Origin of the sequence: Metabacillus litoralis (genome assembly GCF_020524045.1) — a bacterium.
In the GTDB taxonomy this organism is placed as follows: domain Bacteria; phylum Bacillota; class Bacilli; order Bacillales; family Bacillaceae; genus Metabacillus; species Metabacillus litoralis_C.
Map to the genome: position 1 here is coordinate 446,708 of NZ_JAIVKL010000001.1, position 18,414 is coordinate 465,121.

An 18,414-nucleotide genomic window follows, 5' to 3' on the forward strand; every position below is an offset into this window, starting at 1 on the left:
GTGTTAAAGGTTCTTATTAAGTTACATTTATTATGACAAACATGTAGAAATGTGTCAACGATTATTTTTTATGTCTTGTAACACTTGTTCAAATTCTTCTGGAAGTGGTGCTTCAAATTCCATGTACTTCTTTGTTCGAGGATGTTCAAAACCTAAAACTCCTGCATGTAATGCTTGTCCATTGATAGGCAACGTTTTTTTCGGCCCATATTTAGGATCACCAACTAGTGGATAACCAATATATTTCATATGAACACGTATTTGGTGTGTTCTACCTGTTTCAAGTTGACATTCGACAAATGTAAAATTCTCAAAGCGTTCTAATACATGAAAATGCGTAACAGCTACCTTGCTACTTACATTGGTTACAGTCATGCTTTGACGATCAACTTTATCTCGACCAATTGGTGCATTAATTGTTCCATGGTCATGTTGTATTGTTCCATGCACAATCGCTTTATAACGTCTAGTAACCGTTTTATCAACAAGCTGCTGAACTAATGATTCATGTGCCATGTCATTTTTGGCTACCATTAATAAGCCTGACGTATCCTTATCAATACGATGAACGATTCCTGGTCTTAACACACCATTAATACCTGAAAGATCTTTACAATGAGCCATTAAACCATTTACAAGTGTTCCATTCAAATGACCTGGAGCAGGATGTACTACCATGCCTTTAGGTTTATTAACAACAAGAACATCTTGATCTTCATAATAAATATCAAGATCCATCTGTTCTGGTACCACATCTAGTGGTTCCGGATCAGGAATTGTGACAACAATGTTATCGTTTACTTGACATTTATAATTTGTTTTAATGATTTTATCATTAACTTTAACCAGTCCATCTTTAATCCATATCTGAACTTGTGATCTTGACCATTCATCATTTGATGTTGAAAGAACTTTATCAATTCTCTCACTTTTTAATTCTTCATTTACTTGTATTTCAACGATGTTCATTATGCTTGCTCCTTCTCTTGTTTCCCTTCAAAAAACAACATATGAATAAATAATAATATAACACCCACACAAAGTGCAGAATCTGCTACATTAAAGATTGGGAAGTCGTAAGAAAAAATGTATGTATTAATAAAATCAACAACTTCTTTACGAAATAAACGGTCAATGAAATTACCAATTGCTCCACCTAGCATTAACCCTAGAGCAACACCCATTACCTTATTTTCCTTTGTATATTTCTGAATATAGTAAATCATTCCAACGATCACAATAGCTGTTACTATATAGAAAAACCACATTTGACCTTGTAAAATCCCCCATGCAGCACCCTTATTTCGATGGGATGTAATATATAAGAAATTTTCTATTATTGTTTTATTTTCTCCAAGCTCCAAATTTTTAACGATATACCACTTCGTCACTTGATCTATGGCAATAATAATTGCTGCAATTAAGTAATAATACACTCTCGTCCCCAACTTTCCTTTATTCTCTTTTCACATTTGTCCTTTTGAATTGTACCATATAAAAAAACAAAGCGTAAAGAAATTCAAGACTTAGAAATGATTATATTAAAATGAAGATGACTCAAATATCCCTCTACATTCTTTTGAGAAATATTTGAGTCAAAATATAAAAGCAGTTAAAAGTCACTGCCTGTAATATACGTTTCTTCATGATGATAATCATACTGTGGGAGAGTTTTTCTTTCGAAAAGTTCTTGGAAAAAGAAATCATATTTTGTTCTAGCTGTTGGGAGTATCCTTAATTTCTCAAAAGCTATTTCTTCACCTGTTTCTTCACAATAGCCAAATAATCCTTTGTCGATCTTCATTAAGGCACGCTCTACATCTTGAAGTTCCTCTTTAATATGATGCATCAAGGTATGACTTTTCCCTTGATAATCACCACAAGTCATTTCAAACAAACTGTGATCAAATAACCTAGCTCGCAGTTCTTCTTTCATCACTTGTAATTCATACTGAATACCAGAAAATTTATTCAAGATGGACAACTCCTTATCCTTCTCATGGTGTAAAATTAGTTTTTCCTGAAAAATCTATACTCACCCTAATAAGAATTTTCCTGTGATTGAAATGGTTGTTAAAGTACATGATAATTAGTGAATGGATATTTTTTACCCAACTCTTGATCCATTCAAACATTATTTATGTAAAATAGGCGGTTATCCCATGTAATTATTTTTTTATAAGTGAAGTGAAAAAAAATCCCTTTAGATCCAATTTAAAAAAGATCTGAACAAAATTAGCTGTTTCCTTTTTCTGCGCCTTTATGCAAACAACAAACTCATAAAAACAACCACTCTAAGTCATAGAGTGGTTGTTTTTGCTATTAATAATGTTCATTAACAATTGAGGCACAACGTTTACAAAGTTTTGGATGATTTTCAATTTTACCTACTTCAGGTGTTACGATCCAACAGCGATCACACGTTTCACCTTCAGCTTGTGTTATCGTAATTTTAACTGCATCAAAAGCTTGAGCATTATCAGGGGCTGCATCATAATCTCCTGCTAGATTAAAGCCTGATACGATAAATAATTGTTTTAAATCTTCATCAACTGATTCAAGAAGTGATCTTGCTTCTTTATTCGGATAAAGGGCAATACTTGCAGTAAGAGATTTCCCAATTATTTTTTCATTACGTGCAACTTCTAATGCTTTTAACACATCATCACGTAATAACATGAAAGCATCCCATTTTTTCTCTAACTCAGCCGCTTTTGGATATTCCTTTACTTCAGGCATATCAACTAATTGAACACTAGCTTCTGTCACTGAATCAATTTGTTCCCATACTTCATCAGCAGTATGAGGAAGAATTGGTGTGACAAGTTTCACTAATGACATAAGAGTTTCATGAAGAACAGTCTGAATTGCTCGGCGTTCTTGATTTTCTTTAGATTCAATATATAATACATCTTTTGCAAAATCTAAATAGAATGAGCTTAATTCAATTGTACAGAAATTGTGTACTGCATGATAAATTGCTGCAAATTCATAGTTTTCATAAGAATCTTTCACGCGTTTTGTTAGATTATTAAGCTTTACAAGCATATAACGATCAACATCGCGAAGGTTTTCAAGACTAACTGAATCTGTAGCAGGATTAAAATCTGCTAGGTTACCTAACAAGAAACGGAATGTATTACGAATTTTACGATACACTTCTGCAACTTGTTTTAATATCGCATCGGAAACTCTTACATCCGCTTGATAATCAACAGATGCTACCCATAAACGAAGGATATCTCCACCTAATTGTTTCATTACCTTAGCAGGTATAACAGTATTACCGATTGATTTACTCATTTTACGTCCTTCTCCATCAAGAGCAAAACCGTGGCTTAAAACACCTTTATATGGAGCTTTTCCTGTGACAGCAACAGCTGTTGATAAAGAAGAGTTAAACCATCCTCTGTATTGATCTGAACCCTCTAAATATAAATCTGCAGGTCTTTGAAGATCATCTCTTTCTAAAAGAACTGCTTGATGTGAAGAACCTGAGTCAAACCAAACATCCATGATATCTTGTTCTTTTGTAAATTTACCATTAGGACTTCCTTCGTGTGTAAACCCTTCTGGTAAAAGATCAACTGCTTCACGTTCAAACCAAATGTTAGAACCATGATCACGGAATAGATTTGATACATGTTCAATTGTTTCATCTGTGATAATAGGCTCGTTATTTTCTGTATAAAATACTGGAATAGGAACCCCCCATGCACGTTGACGAGAAATACACCAATCTCCACGATCACGAACCATATTATATAACCTTGTTTCCCCCCAAGCAGGAACCCATTTTGTCTCATTAACAGCTTTTAATAGATCTTCTCTGAAATCTTTAATAGATGCAAACCATTGAGCAGTAGCACGGAATATAGTCGGCTTCTTCGTTCTCCAATCATGTGGATATGAATGAGTAATAAATTGAAGTTTTAATAATGCCCCTGCTTCTTGAAGCTTTTCTGTAATTGGCTTATTAGCCTCATCATAGAATAGACCTTCAAAGCCAACCGCTTCCTTCGTCATATATCCTTTAGCATCAACAGGACACAAAACATCTAATCCATATTGTTGACCAACAATAAAGTCATCTTCTCCGTGTCCAGGAGCTGTATGAACACATCCAGTTCCACCATCACTTGTTACATGCTCTCCAAGCATAATAAGTGATTCACGGTCATATATTGGATGTTTTGCAACAATATTTTCAAGCTCGGCACCTTTAAGAGTTCGATCAACTTCATAAGACTCCCATCCAATTGTCTCAGCAACTGTCTTCACGAGATCTGAAGCTACTACGAATTTTTCATTTTCCACAGCAACAACACTATACTCGAGCTCAGGGTGTACACAAATCCCTAAGTTTGCAGGTATTGTCCAAGGAGTTGTTGTCCAAATAATAATTTTTTCATCATTAGTTAGTACACCTTTTCCATCTTGAATTGGAAAAGCAACATAAATAGATGGTGATCGTTTGTCAGCATATTCAATTTCAGCTTCAGCTAAAGCAGATTCACTAGATGGAGACCAATATACTGGTTTAAGACCTTTATAAATATAGCCCTTTTTCGCCATTTCACCGAATACTTTAATTTGCTGTGCTTCATATGAAGGATTTAGTGTGACATATGGGTTATCCCAATCACCACGAACTCCAAGACGTTTGAATTGCTCGCGTTGTCCATTAATTTGCTCCCAAGCATATTCTTCACAAAGTTTACGAAATTCCGCAACAGACATTTCTTTTCTTTTCACTTTTTTATTTTTTGTTAATGCAGTTTCAATTGGTAAACCATGTGTATCCCAACCAGGAACATATGGAGCACAAAAACCACTCATAGATTTATATCGAACAATAAAATCTTTTAAAATTTTATTTAAAGCATGACCCATATGAATATCACCATTTGCATAAGGTGGTCCATCATGTAATACAAATAGTGGTCTTTCTTTTGTACGTTCCTGTACTTGTTTATAAATATTCATTTCTTCCCATTTTTCTTGCATTATTGGTTCTCTGTTAGGCAAATTTCCTCGCATCGGAAATTCTGTTTTTGGCATTAAAAGAGTATCTTTATAATCCATGCTCAATCCTCCAATTTAATCTTGTAAAATGTTTTAATTGATCTTGATGTTTTAATAAAAATGTTTCTTATTTTTTACCTTTGGTGTTTAACGCGCTTTTCCCTCAGGAGTTACAAGCTAATCACCTCAAGAAAGAGCTAAAATTAACATTAAACTTTCACTTAGCTAAAAATAAAAACACAAAAAACCTTCTCATCCCACAAGGGACGAGAAGGTTTTCTCGCGGTACCACCCTATTAGATTAACTACAAAAATTAATCCACTCAAGCATTCTTAACGTGAATGATTCGCCATATCCTACTAACTTATGTGTTCAGTATGGAACTCGAGGGTGATCTTCCTCCTATAATCTTATCTCGAGCTCACACCACCCTCGATTCGCTTTATAAGTGATTTATAGGAATACTATCCCTTTCAACATTTTTATATAATGTTAGTTAAACTAGATTTGTAAAAAACCTCTATGTTTTCGTATTATATGCGATAAAAAAACAAAAAGTCAAGTTTAGCTTTTAGATTCTTCTGCTTCTCCAAATATTGGCTCAACTTCATATTCCAATAAATGATCCCAATCATCATTTTTAAGTAAATCTAATTGAGCTTCAATTAACATTTGAAAACGAGTTCTAAAAACTTTTGATTGTTTTTTAAGCTCTTCAATTTCTATAGCAATTTTACGTGATTTAGATAAAGACTCATTAATAATGCGGTCAGCATTTTTCTCTGCTTCTTTAATAATAAGCTTTGATTCTTTTTGAGCATTGCGCTTGACATCTTCTCCAGCTTCCTGCGCAATAATAATGGATTTATTCAGAGTCTCTTCAATATTAGTGAAGTGGTTTAACTTTTCAGTTAATTCTGAGACACGAGCTTCCAATTCTTTCTTATCACGAATGACCATTTCATAGTCTTTAATAACCTGATCTAAAAATTCGTTTACTTCATCTTCATCGTATCCACGGAAACCTTTGTTGAATTCCTTATTATGGATATCTAACGGTGTTAAAGGCATGGATGCCACCTCCAATATGTAGTTAAATAGTTAATCCTTGACAACATTATAAATCATATTTCGACAGGTTTGTTGAAATATCCTGCATTTTCTTAATTTTATTTTAAACTGAATGAAATGAATCGGGTACGTAAGACCGTTTATCATTGCAATAAAGGGTGAATTTTCCAACCCAACAATACTGAAATGATAAGGCTCTCTTCTGAAAATTAGTTGCTAAATAACACATGTATTCACTAAAACATTGTTTTGATAACAAAAAATATACAAATCTAAGAAGAAAAGATGCCACCAGACTAAATACTGTGCTGATTTCTTCGGATATGTAAAAGCAACTAAGTTTTCGAAAACAGCCTTACGAAAAAAGACAATGATAATTAATATGTACAAATTCCCCTCACCTAAATGGTTACTTTTTATATATAATTATTTTACTTTTGCTTTTCTACAATAATTCGGATACGATCTTTCTTTGTTTTGCCTTCTATTGCTGTTAATTTACTTCTTCCGTATCCTCTTATCGAAATAGTATCTCCTTGTTGACATTCAAATGATGTAGAATCAACGACTCTCCAATTCACTTTAACTAACTCATTAGTAATAAGAGGCTGTATTTTCTGCCGTGATATATTGTAAATCGCAGCACCAACAACATCTAGTCTTAATGATGATACTGTTGTAACTAGCTCCTGCACTTCATCTTCATGTGGAATAAGCTCATTTAACGGTCTTTCTTTAATGTTGATTTTTGAGCGCCCTACTTCATTAAAGTTCATGTTTAAAAAGTCTGCTATTTCATTAGCACAGATGATTTGAACAATATCTTGATAAAACCGTATATCACCAAATTTAGATCGTTTAATACCCAAACTCATGAGAGAGCCTAATACATTTCTATGAGTTAATGTAACAAACTTACTAGCATACTGTATTTCAAAAAGAGATAGCTGAAAATCTTCTTCACTCGGCTCGTAATATTCAGGAAAAATAAAAGCTCTTTTCCTTTCTGTTTCATGAATACCACCTAAAAACAAGACTTTCACTTCTGAATTGTCTCCAATAACTGATGAAACAATTTCTTGTTCACGAGGATCTAAGAAATCTATTAGCTTTGGACTATATTGATTGAGTACGTTGTCCTTCCACTCGGTCACTTGATCAATAAAATGACGTTCTTCACTACGAAAATGTTGATATATATGATTCATAAATACACTCCACTAATTCTAATGACCTTCACTAAGTCGTTTTTCTAGAAAAAAAAGAGGGACCGAATAGTCCCTTAACCTATCATATTAAAGATAGAAGTTAATCCAGATTGTGCAAGTCTTAACGCTAAAATCGCTACAATCGGTGAAATATCAATCATTCCTAGAGGTGGAATAATTTTACGGAAAGGCTCTAAATAGGGCTCAACTATTTTTGCTAATAATCCACCAAAGCTAGATTCTCTTGCACCTGGAAACCACGATAATAAAATGTATACAATTATCGCATACGAATAAATTGATATCAAAGTACTAATTATGTTGTGTAATAAAACCATGTTTGCCTACCACCTTTGATGTTCTTCTTCTGATACTAATTCTGAAATTGATCCTGACACATCAACATTATCGGGAGTACACAGAAAAATATTCATTCCAACTCGTTGAATGTCGCCTCCAATAGCATAAACTGTTCCACTAAGGAAATCGACAATTCGCTTTGCTTGATCTCTTTGTATACTTTGAAGATTGACGACGACAGCTTTACGGTTTTTAAGTTGATCTGCTATCTCTTGGGCTTCTGCATAAACTCTTGGTTCACTTAAAACAACTTTAGAGGATTTCTGCACACTTTGCAAACTAACTACATTTTGCTTATGTCCTTGTGACTGTTGTTTTTGTGGTAATGTTTGTTGTTGTGGCTGACTTTCATATTCATTCTCATGGTCATCTTCAATATATTCATATTCTTCATCTTCTAATGCAAAAAAACTTTTAAATCTGTTTTTAATTGACATTCGTTATCCACCTCCGTTTTCATTTCCTACAAGTGAAGTACCAATTCTAATAATAGTTGCGCCTTCTTCAATTGCGATTTCATAGTCATTAGACATTCCCATCGACAATTCATTACATGGTGCAGTAGAGAGTTCTAAAGCTTGTACCTTCTTTTGGCACCTTTTTAATAATTGAAAGCATTGACGAATATGATCTTTGTTATCAGTATATGGAGCCATCGTCATTAACCCTATTACTTTGATATTTGTAAATAGTGATAGTTCTTTAATAAAGGTTTCTAATTCCTCTGGTTTGCAGCCATGCTTTGATTCTTCTCCCGAAACATTAACCTGCACAAAACATTTTACGGGGTTTTCTGCTCGTTTGTTAATTTCTTTTGCAAGTGAAAGACGATCTAAGGAATGTATGTATTCCACTTTATCAATAATATTTTTCACTTTTCTTGTTTGAAGTGAACCAATAAAATGCCATGTTGCAGCATCTCCAAGCTCTTGAAATTTCTCACTTAATCCTTCATCACGATTTTCTCCTAAATGAATCACTCCAGCCTCAATCGCTTCCTTGGCCCGTTGTATACTAACATATTTAGTGACAGCAACCACTCGAATTTCCTCTGGATTACGTCCTATGCGGTCGCATATTTGTTTGATATCTTGTCTAATTTTATTAAAATTCGCTTGCACATCCAACAATTTTAGTTAAGCCTCCTCATCAATACCAATAAAGCTTAACATTCTTCCTGTTTTTCCGTCATCTCTTCGATGAGAAAAATACAGATCAGTTTCACAACTTGTACATTGCTGTGAAACTAATATATTTTCTACTTTTATACCTGCTTGCATAAGCAGGTTTTTGTTAAGCTGTTTTAGGTCTAAATTATATTGTCCACTTGTTATATTTTCATATGGTAAAGGATACTTTTCAAGAAGTACTTTATTAACCGATGTGATGACTCTATCATCAACCTTATAACAACATGCACCAATAGAAGGCCCAATTGCTACTAAGATTTCACTATAAGGAAGACCTTCATCAATTGTCCACTTCCTTACCATTTCACCGGCTATATCTTGAACAGAGCCCTTCCAGCCTGCATGGGCTAAACCAATGAAATTCGATTTTGGATGAAAAAAGTATAAAGGCACACAATCCGCAAAACAAAGCGAAAGCATAATCCCTTTGTCATTCGTATAAAGACCATCACAATCCATTATTCCATCTTTATAGCTCCCTATCCCTTTACCACTATGTGGTTTTGATACTTTTTTAATGTTATTTGAATGTGTTTGCTCAGCAAAGATCCATTTTTCTAAAGGAAAAGAGATGTTTCTCGAGAGAAAATTTCTATTCTTCATAACACTTTCATGTTGATCTTGAACATGAAGTCCTAAATTTAAAGAAGAAAATTCTTCTATGCTTTGGCCTCCATGCTTTGTTGTAAATCCAACTTTCAATTTACTATCTTTTTCATTCCACAGGTATATTGACAAGTATGATTCTTCTCTTAGTTGAAAAGGTTCTGCTGTCATTCTAAACAACCCTCTAGTTTCGACATTTATTACATAACTATCGACTTTATTTTACCACAACTTGTTGTTAAGGTTTAGCATGAAAGTTAAATTATTCATCTTGAATTTCATTTTGACGATTCATTCTTACTAAAATCACATCTTCACCGATTTTCACAATATTCCGCCAAGGAATAATAAACTCCTCATCTTTTCCAAAAAAACCAAGCATTCTTCCTTGACCATTAATTATAATGGCTTGAATTTTACCTGTTGTAACATTTATATCAAAGTCACCAATATTCCCCATTTTCTTCCCATCTGAAACGTTAACAACGTCTTTTGTTTGAAAATCCGAAATGTACATAAAAGATAGTCCCCCTTATTGTTTATTGAATATAGATTATTTTTTTTGGCTCTGTTAAACTTTGTGATTGATTTCCGTTACACGCATTCGCTTTCCCGGGAAAAAATGCACTTCGTTTTTTCCTAGGTCAGGAAGCCTCCCTCGTAAGCTGCACGCCTGTGGGGTCTCCCTTTGACACGCTTCTCTAAGCAGGAGTCTCCTACCTTTCACTCCAATCAACCAAGTGCTAAAAATCAACCTTAAACCTTAACATAGCCTTTTTTTAAATACTATTTATGTTTTCAATAAATATGGAAAAGCATTTTATATAATTTCCAATCAGGTTTTTTCAACAAGTCCAAACCTTCCTTTTTTATATGTATGTTAAAGACTGGTTAAAAATTTCAAAAGGTTTTATATTTTTCTGAAAAGGGATCGTAAATTTTACTTAAATACGGGTAGGATATGATATTGAAAATATTGAAACTTCATCCTTCTTTTTCAAAAAGGGCTGTTTTTGCAAACTTTGTTGCATTTAAATATCCAAAACAATCTGCACTGTTTTATGTCTAGTGACATCTTTTCTTCATAAATGAGTAACCTTAAGTGAAAAACACTGTTTTCACTCCAAATTTGGTTACATAGCAACAATCGTTCAGAAAAGAGTCTTTTAAAAAAGAACCGCACTGCTTATTTCTAAAATTAAGTCTATATATTCGGATTGCGGAGAGACAAACAAATAAATTACCTATTTTTTTGCTTTTCAAAAAAAAGACTACTTTTAAAAAGTAGTCTCAATTCTGGATATTTTTATTCATTTGTTTAATTGCAGCTTTTTCTAAACGCGAGACTTGTGCTTGTGATATGCCAATCTCCTCTGCCACTTCCATTTGAGTTTTTCCTTGGAAAAATCGTTTTCTTAAAATTAACTTTTCACGGCTGTTCAGTCGTCTCATACCTTCTTTTAATGCTAATTCTTCGACCCACTGAATATCACGATTTTTCTCATCACTAAGCTGGTCCATAACAAAGATTGGATCTCCCCCGTCATTGTAGATTGGCTCAAACAATGATACTGGATCTTGAATGGCGTCTAACGCGAAAACAATTTCTTCATGCGGAACATCCAATACCTTCGAAATTTCTTCTGCAGTGGGCTCTCTTGATGTTTCACTCATAAGCCGTTCTCTAACTTGAAGCGCCTTATACGCGATATCTCTTAGTGAACGAGAAACGCGGATCGGATTGTTATCTCTTAAGTATCTTCTAATTTCTCCGATAATCATCGGTACAGCATATGTTGAAAATTTGACATTCTGGCCTAAGTCAAAATTATCGATTGATTTCATTAATCCTATACAGCCAACTTGAAACAAATCGTCAACAAATTCTCCTCTGTTGTTAAAACGCTGGATAACGCTAAGTACCAATCTTAAGTTGCCATTCACCAGCTCTTCTCTTGCTGATATGTCTCCGCTTTGCATCTGCTTAAATAGTTCTCTCATTTTCTCATTCTTAAGAACTGGAAGTTTTGAGGTATCGACCCCACAGATTTCAACTTTATTTCTTGTCACCTTTTTCCCTCCTAACAGGAGTTGCTGTACAGTGTTAAGTATCTCCTCGAGTGGAAAAAATATGCACAAGCTATTCAAGTTAGGAAGGATTAATAACCTCTTATTAATTGATACGAAAGGAATTCTTAACGTAAAAAAAATTTTTAAACCATTTTGTTGAATTCTTTTTGTAATCTTTTGATAATTCTCTTCTCTAGTCTAGAAATATAGGATTGTGAGATACCAAGCATATCTGCAACATCCTTTTGCGTCTTCTCTTCTCCACCAAGTAAGCCGAAGCGAAGCTCCATGATTTGTTTCTCCCGATCATTAAGCTGATGAAGTGCTTTCATTAATAATTTCCTATCAACATTTGCTTCGAGATCTTTTGTTATAATATCATCTTCTGTTCCCATTACATCTGATAAAAGCAGTTCATTACCGTCCCAATCAATATTTAAAGGTTCATCAAAGGAAACCTCAGATCGCAGTTTATTATTTCTTCTTAAATACATAAGAATTTCATTTTCAATACATCTAGAAGCATATGTAGCTAGTTTTATTTTTTTCTCGGGATTAAATGTGTTAACAGCCTTTATCAATCCGATCGTTCCAATGCTTATTAAATCCTCAATGTTAATACCGGTATTCTCAAACTTCCTTGCTATATAAACAACTAATCTGAGGTTGCGTTCAATTAATATTGATCTTGCTGCTTGATCACCACTAGGTAGCTTTTGCAATAAGACTTCTTCTTCATCTTTTGAGAGAGGTGGTGGTAGTGCTTCACTTCCACCGATGTAATAAACCTCATCAGTTTTAATTCCTAGTTTGATTAAGAGCTTATACCATAAATAAGTGAGATGTAATTTTAATTTTTTCATTTTCCTCCCCCTTCTAAAATAAAAGAATTAGAGTAAGATAGAAGTATATGAAAGTTAAGATACAGATTGGATTGATTGGCCTTGAAGCATTTTCGGATGAACAATACATGTATATTCATCCACTGAAGACAGCTTTGTTCTATTTAGGCCAACGATTGTTTTTTGCACCTTAATTTTCTCATCATTTGTTTCTATCCACACTTCATCAGGTTTAAAACCAAGTAAAAATTGATTATCTCTTCCTACAACACGATAAGGAATAATGCGAACTCGATGTTCCCATGGGTGACTTTCATTACTTTCACTAATCGATTTCATCACATCATCCTGCAATGCTAGTTCCACTAATTGCTTTGGTATGTAATCCTGAACCGTCAATGTGTCAATAATCATCACTGGACTTCTTGTAATTGGATCAACAAGCTGGTTTCCACTGTCGATTAGCCCCTTTAAAGTGAACTGAGTTGCATCTACTTTAATCGTAACAGTCACTAGTTGTTCAAAATGAATTTTCTTTGTCTCTATGCCTTCAATCCTTTTTCTTGAAAAAAACCAAGTAACAGGAAACCCTATTAAAACAAATATCCAGCTAATTGGGTGGCCAAAACCAGTAGAATTTGTCATCAAGATTCCATCGACATAATTAACTTCTGACTGAATGAAGTAATGAGCTCCAATCATTCCACCACCTACCACAAAAGTGACAAAATAAAATGTGAGCAAACCTTGAAAAAGATAGCTGAATCGCTTAAAACCAAATGCTACCCATACCATAATAAGTGAGATCGCCAATTTCCCAAATGGGTGTACTGCTATAAATGCAAATGGTGAAAACATCATTAAAACAATACTTGATCCTAATAGAGAAGCAAAGAAAATTCTTAATTTGAACACTTTTCTTTTTAATGTAATGGCTGTTAAAAGAAGTAACAGCAAATCAAAGGAAAAGTTCAAGAGCCAAATAACGTCTAAATAAATAGACATTTGTTACTCCTTTCCCCTATGTAGAATAATAGGTCCTACTTTTTTCCCCCACTCTGTTGTAAAGTTGATTTTGACGAAAAGAATATACTCCATTTCTGCAGAATAACCGATTATTTCTCCACTCTTATCATTTTTGAAGTTTGATCCAGTTATCGCTAAGAAAAATCCTTTTTATTTCTTAATCAACAGTGTATATAAACAGAGGCTTTATCTTGTAGATTAGTTCCTATAAGGACCTGTTAGCAATTAGTATAAATCTTCACAGACAGGAAGTCTGTCAATTACTGCCGATAAAGTGTAAGTATTTTTGCAAGATTATTAGAATTTTTGTCGAGTTATCATGAGAGGGAGTCATCTTCTACTAAAAATCAGATTTAGACTCTATGAAGAATAATTTTTAATTAAATCACATTTAACAAATATTGATAGTATATAGAAACAAATTAATAAGGTTGGATAAATTTCACCATTAGGTTTACTAGGTTTTCAAGGCTCATATATACGTACCTTTTGATTTCTAAATAATATTATTTCAACTCTCGAAACTGATTAAATTTAGCGTTGTAATGAGTAACGCAATTTGTTAGAACTGTTACACTAACAATATTGCAACGATTTACTTCTTAGTTGCTAGGTTTTATGAAGTGATTCCATTTAGTGACTTAAGCGAAAGATATACTTCAAAAAAGTATGTTTTCCTATAATGAAGGTAGAGTGGAGAAAGAGGCTATTTACTCAGTTTTTATTTTGTTACAGAACTTGGCCTTACTACAAATATTAATGTATTGTGGAAATAATCGTATATAAGAGTAGATTTCAACCGCAGAGATTGAAAAAGCATGACTAGCGGCTTTTTCAAGGCTCTTTTCTGAAAAATTGTTGCTAATTGAACTAATTATGCAGTGGAAAAATTGTTGTTATAGCAAAATAGGTACTATCCTATGAAGAAAAGATGCTACTATGCTTTATATAGGGCTGTAAACTTGGAGTTGTTAAAGCAACAATGTTTAGGAAAGCAGCTTTTTCAAAATACGATTTACCAAGTGTTGTTCAGGAGCTTCCTCGTATAGAGAGCGCATATGGTGTCTCTCTTTGGTACACTTCTCTAAGTAAAAATCTTATAGATTCAGGTTCAATCAACATAATCTTTAATAAAGCCTAAAATTAAGCAATTCAAAAAGGTGCTGACTCTAAGATCAGCACCTTTTTTATTATCTTTAATTAACGGCGTTTGTTACGATTTCGTAAAAACGTTGGAATATCCAATGTGTCATCAGATTGCTGTTGAACGTTATTACGTGGAGTTTCTTGTGGCATTTCCTCACGTTTATTTTCACGCTTTGGAGCCGTTTTGGTCACAGTATTAGCTGTACCACTAAATTGACGTGGCTGCTGTTTTAAAGGATTTGTATCTTGCTCAGCAAAACCAGTTGCAATAACTGTAACAATAATTTCATCTTTAAGATTTTCGTTAATGACAGATCCGAAAATCATATTCACTTCTTGATCAGAAGCTGTTGCAACAATATCTGCAGCTTCTTGAACTTCATAAAGACTTAAATTCATTCCACCTGTGATGTTCATTAATACACCCTGTGCTCCATCAATTGATTTCTCTAATAATGGACTTGATATAGCCTTCTTCGCAGCTTCTGAAGCTCGATTCTCACCTGTAGCAACACCGATACCCATTAGAGCTGAACCTTTGTTAGACATGATCGTTTTTACATCAGCAAAGTCTAAGTTAATTAATCCTGGCGTTGCGATCAAATCTGAAATACCTTGTACACCTTGTCGCAAAACATTATCTGCTTCTCTAAATGCTTCTAACATCGGTGTATTTTTATCAACGATCTCAAGTAAGCGATCATTTGGAATAACAATAAGAGTATCAACAGATTCCTTCATTGCTGATATCCCACCAGCAGCCTGCATTTGTCGTTTACGACCTTCAAATGTAAATGGTCTTGTAACAACACCAACAGTTAAAGCTCCTAAATCCTTAGCAATTTGAGCAATAACAGGTGCTGCACCTGTTCCAGTTCCGCCGCCCATTCCTGCAGTGACGAACACCATATCAGCGCCTCTTAATGCTTCCTCAAGCTGCTCTCTACTTTCTTCTGCAGCTTTCTTTCCAACCTCTGGATTTGCACCTGCTCCTAAACCTCTAGTAAGTTTTGAGCCAATTTGCATCTTAACTTCTGCTTTAGATAAGTTTAAAGCTTGTGCATCAGTGTTAACTGCGATAAATTCAACACCTTGTACTCCATGCTCTATCATTCGATTAACAGCGTTATTACCACCGCCACCTACACCGATAACTTTGATGGTAGCTAAGCCGTCAATATTTGTATCAAACTCCAACATGCGAAATCCTCCTAATCCATCAAATGACTTCTAATTGATGTAAACTATTCAAAGAAGTAGCCAAAAAATTTCTTCACTTTATTTGATTTTTTATCTTCTTGCTGTTTTTGTGGTCTTGTACGATGTTGCTGAGGTTCTTGCGTTGCTGCAACTTCAACAGCATTTACAGTTACATTAGATCCAATTTTTCTACCTTGTATTTTTGCATTCTTGTGCGCGAATTGAATTAATCCTACACCTGTCATATATTGTGGTTCTCTAACACCAATATAATCAGGACTGGCAATTCTTACACTATTTTGAAGGATTACTTGTCCTAATTCAAGTACTCCTGGCATTCTAACTGTACCACCAGTAAGAACAAATCCACCAGGAAGATCTTGTATTCCAATTCTCCTTAGTTCATGTACTAAGAGCTCGTAAATTTCTTCCATTCTAGCTTCAATAATATCAGCAATTTCTAATTGATTAAAGGTTCTTTTTTGATCTGAGCCAATGACAGACGCTTCAAAAATTTCATCTTCTGATGCATGATCATAATAAGCATGTCCATACTTAAGCTTAATACGTTCCGCTTCATCAGTTGTCGTGCGAAGACCAATTGATAAATCTTTTGTTATATGCTCTCCACCAATTGGAAGAACACTAGTTGCAATAAGATGGTTTTGTTCGAAAACGGCAATGGTTGTTGAACCACCACCTATTTCAACGAGAGCTACACCAAGGTTTTTCTCATCCTTTGATAAAGCGACAGAACCTGCTGCTAATGGTTGTAAACATATATCTGTGATTTCTAATCCTGCGCGCTCTACACAACGTAATAAATTATGTAAAATCGTCTTAGAACCCGTAATAATAGTTCCTTCCATTTCTAGACGAACACCTAGCATCCCTCTAGGATCATTAATTTCATCTAATCCATCTACAATGAATTGACGGGGAATAACATCAATTATTTCTCTTTCAGGTGGAACAGATATAACTTGTGCTGCATCCAACACTCTTCTTACATCTTCATTAGATATTTCTCTGTTTTCACTAGAAACAGCTACAACTCCATGGCAATTCTGAAGGTGCACGTGGTTTCCAGTAACACCAACTACAACTCTTTTCAATGAGATTCCAACCATTCGTTCCGCTTGCTCAACCGCTTTTTTTATAGAATGAACGGTTTCATCTATATCTACTATAGATCCTTTTCTTAAACCTTCTGATTTTACATTACCAACACCAATTATGTTTAAAGCATCATTTGTCATTTCACCAATAATTACTTTAACACTGGATGTACCGATGTCAAGACTTACAAATAGTTCATTGCTGTTCATTCTAAGGCACCTCCTCATCTATTACTACTCTTCTTATTTTAGTCTTTGAAGAACAACATAACAATGAATCTAGTTTTACATATTTGTAACAAAATATTTTTTTAATATTTCTTGATTTTTGCTTCACTAGTGTTTATTCGTCAAATAATTCGAATTCCCTTTAAAATAATCAACTTTTTTTCGGTTTTTCTCTTGAAATTGACCATTTTGAAATTAAAATTCTTCTGATTACAGCGATATTTTGAAACAATCTTACACCAAAAGCAAAAACTGCTACTAGATACAAGTCTACACCAAGATGCACACCGAGAAAAGCTAAACTTGCAGCAAGAATAATGTTAAAGAAAAAACCAGATACAAACACCATTTCATCATAGATATCTTGCAAATGTGCTCTTATCCCACCTAACAACGTATCTAGTGCTGCTAGAATGGCGATTGATAAATAGTTAGAATACTCTGGGGGAATTCGCAGCTCTGAAACTAGTCCTAAAAATATACCTAAAATCAAACCAAGTATTGGCAGCCACATATTATCCCCCCTTCTCTTCTATAGGTTTCATATTCTTTACACGAATTGTGTCTTCATATGCTGGTACAGTTAAGTCTTCAACTGGGTTTGATATGGATAGACTTAGATTATCGATTGCAAAATCCTCTTCTGTTGCTGAAGCATTCATTCTATTATAGAGCTTTTCAACATTGTCAGAAATAACATTTATTTTAATTGGATATGTATGCAAGCTAAAATTATCGATTTTTGTTTGTCCATTAATATCACGTATAACAGTAGAGTTGATCACACGTCTTCCTTGGATGGAAATATTGCTAGCACCGTATGAATTTAACTCGTTAATTAATCGCTTCAGTAATTCTGGTGAAATATTTTGAATAGGGGTACCTAATAACTCTTCTGAAAACAATCTGTCAATCGTTATCGTTATACCATTACCTGTAACTTCTGTTAAACCTGCTTCTTCTTTTAATATGTTTAGAGTCTCTTTTAAAGCAGTTTCTGGATTTTGGTCAGCTTCATTTTCGTAAGTTTTGATCATTTCATTGTATTTTCTAATTTCACTCGAAAGCTCTACCTGTAACTCCTGTTGTTTTTTTAAGTCTTCTCTTAATTGCCACATATCACGAGTATCTCTAACAATAGGTTCTTGAATGGTGTGAAATTGAACTGCAAGCATCATTCCAAATATCATCAGAAGGAAAGTAAAACTAATTCCTTTTTTCCAATCCTTACTTTTCATACAAATCACCTAGCTATTCTTTTACTAAAGCTCTTTTCTGAAAGATTGTTGCTAATGGACCTAATTATGCAGTGGAAACATTGTC

Annotated in this window: 18 protein-coding genes and 1 other annotated feature; all 18 genes read right to left on the minus strand. The window is 34.0% G+C overall.

The window, feature by feature from the left end:
* Positions 1-54 precede the first annotated feature (54 nt).
* Positions 55-969, minus strand: a complete 915-nt coding sequence (locus tag LC076_RS02130; RefSeq protein ID WP_226665813.1) for an RluA family pseudouridine synthase — start codon at positions 967-969, stop codon at positions 55-57.
* Positions 969-1,436: a signal peptidase II gene (gene lspA, locus LC076_RS02135; protein ID WP_226665815.1), complete on the minus strand. Its 468-nt coding sequence runs from the start codon at positions 1,434-1,436 to the stop codon at positions 969-971. Before lspA ends, LC076_RS02130 begins: the two co-directional genes overlap by 1 nt.
* A 176-nt stretch (positions 1,437-1,612) precedes the next feature.
* A complete protein-coding gene (locus LC076_RS02140; protein WP_264191403.1) occupies positions 1,613-1,936 on the minus strand; it encodes a TraR/DksA family transcriptional regulator in 324 nt (107 codons plus the stop codon).
* A 386-nt stretch (positions 1,937-2,322) separates the two neighbouring features.
* Complete coding sequence (ileS, locus tag LC076_RS02145; RefSeq protein WP_226665816.1) at positions 2,323-5,085, minus strand: isoleucine--tRNA ligase; 2,763 nt, start codon at positions 5,083-5,085, stop codon at positions 2,323-2,325.
* A 199-nt stretch (positions 5,086-5,284) separates the two neighbouring features.
* Positions 5,285-5,512, minus strand: a binding site (T-box leader).
* A 78-nt stretch (positions 5,513-5,590) separates the two neighbouring features.
* Entirely contained in the window at positions 5,591-6,097 is a 507-nt protein-coding gene (locus LC076_RS02150; RefSeq protein WP_226665818.1) for a DivIVA domain-containing protein, read from the minus strand.
* A 431-nt stretch (positions 6,098-6,528) separates the two neighbouring features.
* Positions 6,529-7,305, minus strand: a complete 777-nt coding sequence (locus tag LC076_RS02155) for an RNA-binding protein (protein WP_226665819.1) — start codon at positions 7,303-7,305, stop codon at positions 6,529-6,531.
* 74 nt (positions 7,306-7,379) lie between these two features.
* On the minus strand, positions 7,380-7,643 hold the full coding sequence (locus LC076_RS02160; protein WP_226665821.1) for a YggT family protein: 264 nt from the start codon (positions 7,641-7,643) through the stop codon (positions 7,380-7,382).
* Positions 7,644-7,649: 6 nt separating this feature from the next.
* Positions 7,650-8,102, minus strand: a complete 453-nt coding sequence (locus LC076_RS02165) for a cell division protein SepF (protein WP_226665822.1) — start codon at positions 8,100-8,102, stop codon at positions 7,650-7,652.
* Between the two features lie 3 nt (positions 8,103-8,105).
* Positions 8,106-8,792, minus strand: a complete 687-nt coding sequence (locus tag LC076_RS02170) for a YggS family pyridoxal phosphate-dependent enzyme (RefSeq protein ID WP_226666155.1) — start codon at positions 8,790-8,792, stop codon at positions 8,106-8,108.
* Positions 8,793-8,801: 9 nt separating this feature from the next.
* Complete coding sequence (gene pgeF, locus LC076_RS02175; protein WP_226665824.1) at positions 8,802-9,632, minus strand: peptidoglycan editing factor PgeF; 831 nt, start codon at positions 9,630-9,632, stop codon at positions 8,802-8,804.
* Positions 9,633-9,723: 91 nt separating this feature from the next.
* The gene (locus LC076_RS02180; RefSeq protein WP_226665826.1) at positions 9,724-9,978 is read right to left on the minus strand and encodes a YlmC/YmxH family sporulation protein; all 255 of its coding nucleotides are present in this window, start codon (positions 9,976-9,978) and stop codon (positions 9,724-9,726) included.
* 773 nt (positions 9,979-10,751) lie between these two features.
* Positions 10,752-11,573 carry an RNA polymerase sporulation sigma factor SigG gene (gene sigG / locus LC076_RS02185; protein ID WP_413465931.1) on the minus strand — a complete coding sequence of 274 codons (822 nt, stop codon included), beginning with the start codon at positions 11,571-11,573 and terminating at the stop codon, positions 10,752-10,754.
* Positions 11,574-11,674: 101 nt separating this feature from the next.
* The gene (gene sigE, locus LC076_RS02190; protein WP_146946787.1) at positions 11,675-12,394 is read right to left on the minus strand and encodes an RNA polymerase sporulation sigma factor SigE; all 720 of its coding nucleotides are present in this window, start codon (positions 12,392-12,394) and stop codon (positions 11,675-11,677) included.
* A gap of 54 nt (positions 12,395-12,448) precedes the next feature.
* Entirely contained in the window at positions 12,449-13,378 is a 930-nt protein-coding gene (gene spoIIGA, locus LC076_RS02195) for a sigma-E processing peptidase SpoIIGA (RefSeq protein ID WP_226665828.1), read from the minus strand.
* A 1,221-nt stretch (positions 13,379-14,599) separates the two neighbouring features.
* Complete coding sequence (ftsZ, locus tag LC076_RS02200; RefSeq protein WP_226665830.1) at positions 14,600-15,745, minus strand: cell division protein FtsZ; 1,146 nt, start codon at positions 15,743-15,745, stop codon at positions 14,600-14,602.
* Positions 15,746-15,789: 44 nt separating this feature from the next.
* Positions 15,790-17,073 carry a cell division protein FtsA gene (gene ftsA / locus LC076_RS02205; RefSeq protein WP_226665831.1) on the minus strand — a complete coding sequence of 428 codons (1,284 nt, stop codon included), beginning with the start codon at positions 17,071-17,073 and terminating at the stop codon, positions 15,790-15,792.
* 169 nt (positions 17,074-17,242) lie between these two features.
* Positions 17,243-17,605: a small basic family protein gene (locus LC076_RS02210; protein WP_226665832.1), complete on the minus strand. Its 363-nt coding sequence runs from the start codon at positions 17,603-17,605 to the stop codon at positions 17,243-17,245.
* 1 nt (position 17,606) lies between these two features.
* The gene (locus LC076_RS02215) at positions 17,607-18,329 is read right to left on the minus strand and encodes a DUF881 domain-containing protein (protein ID WP_226665833.1); all 723 of its coding nucleotides are present in this window, start codon (positions 18,327-18,329) and stop codon (positions 17,607-17,609) included.
* Between the last annotated feature and the right edge of the window lie 85 nt (positions 18,330-18,414).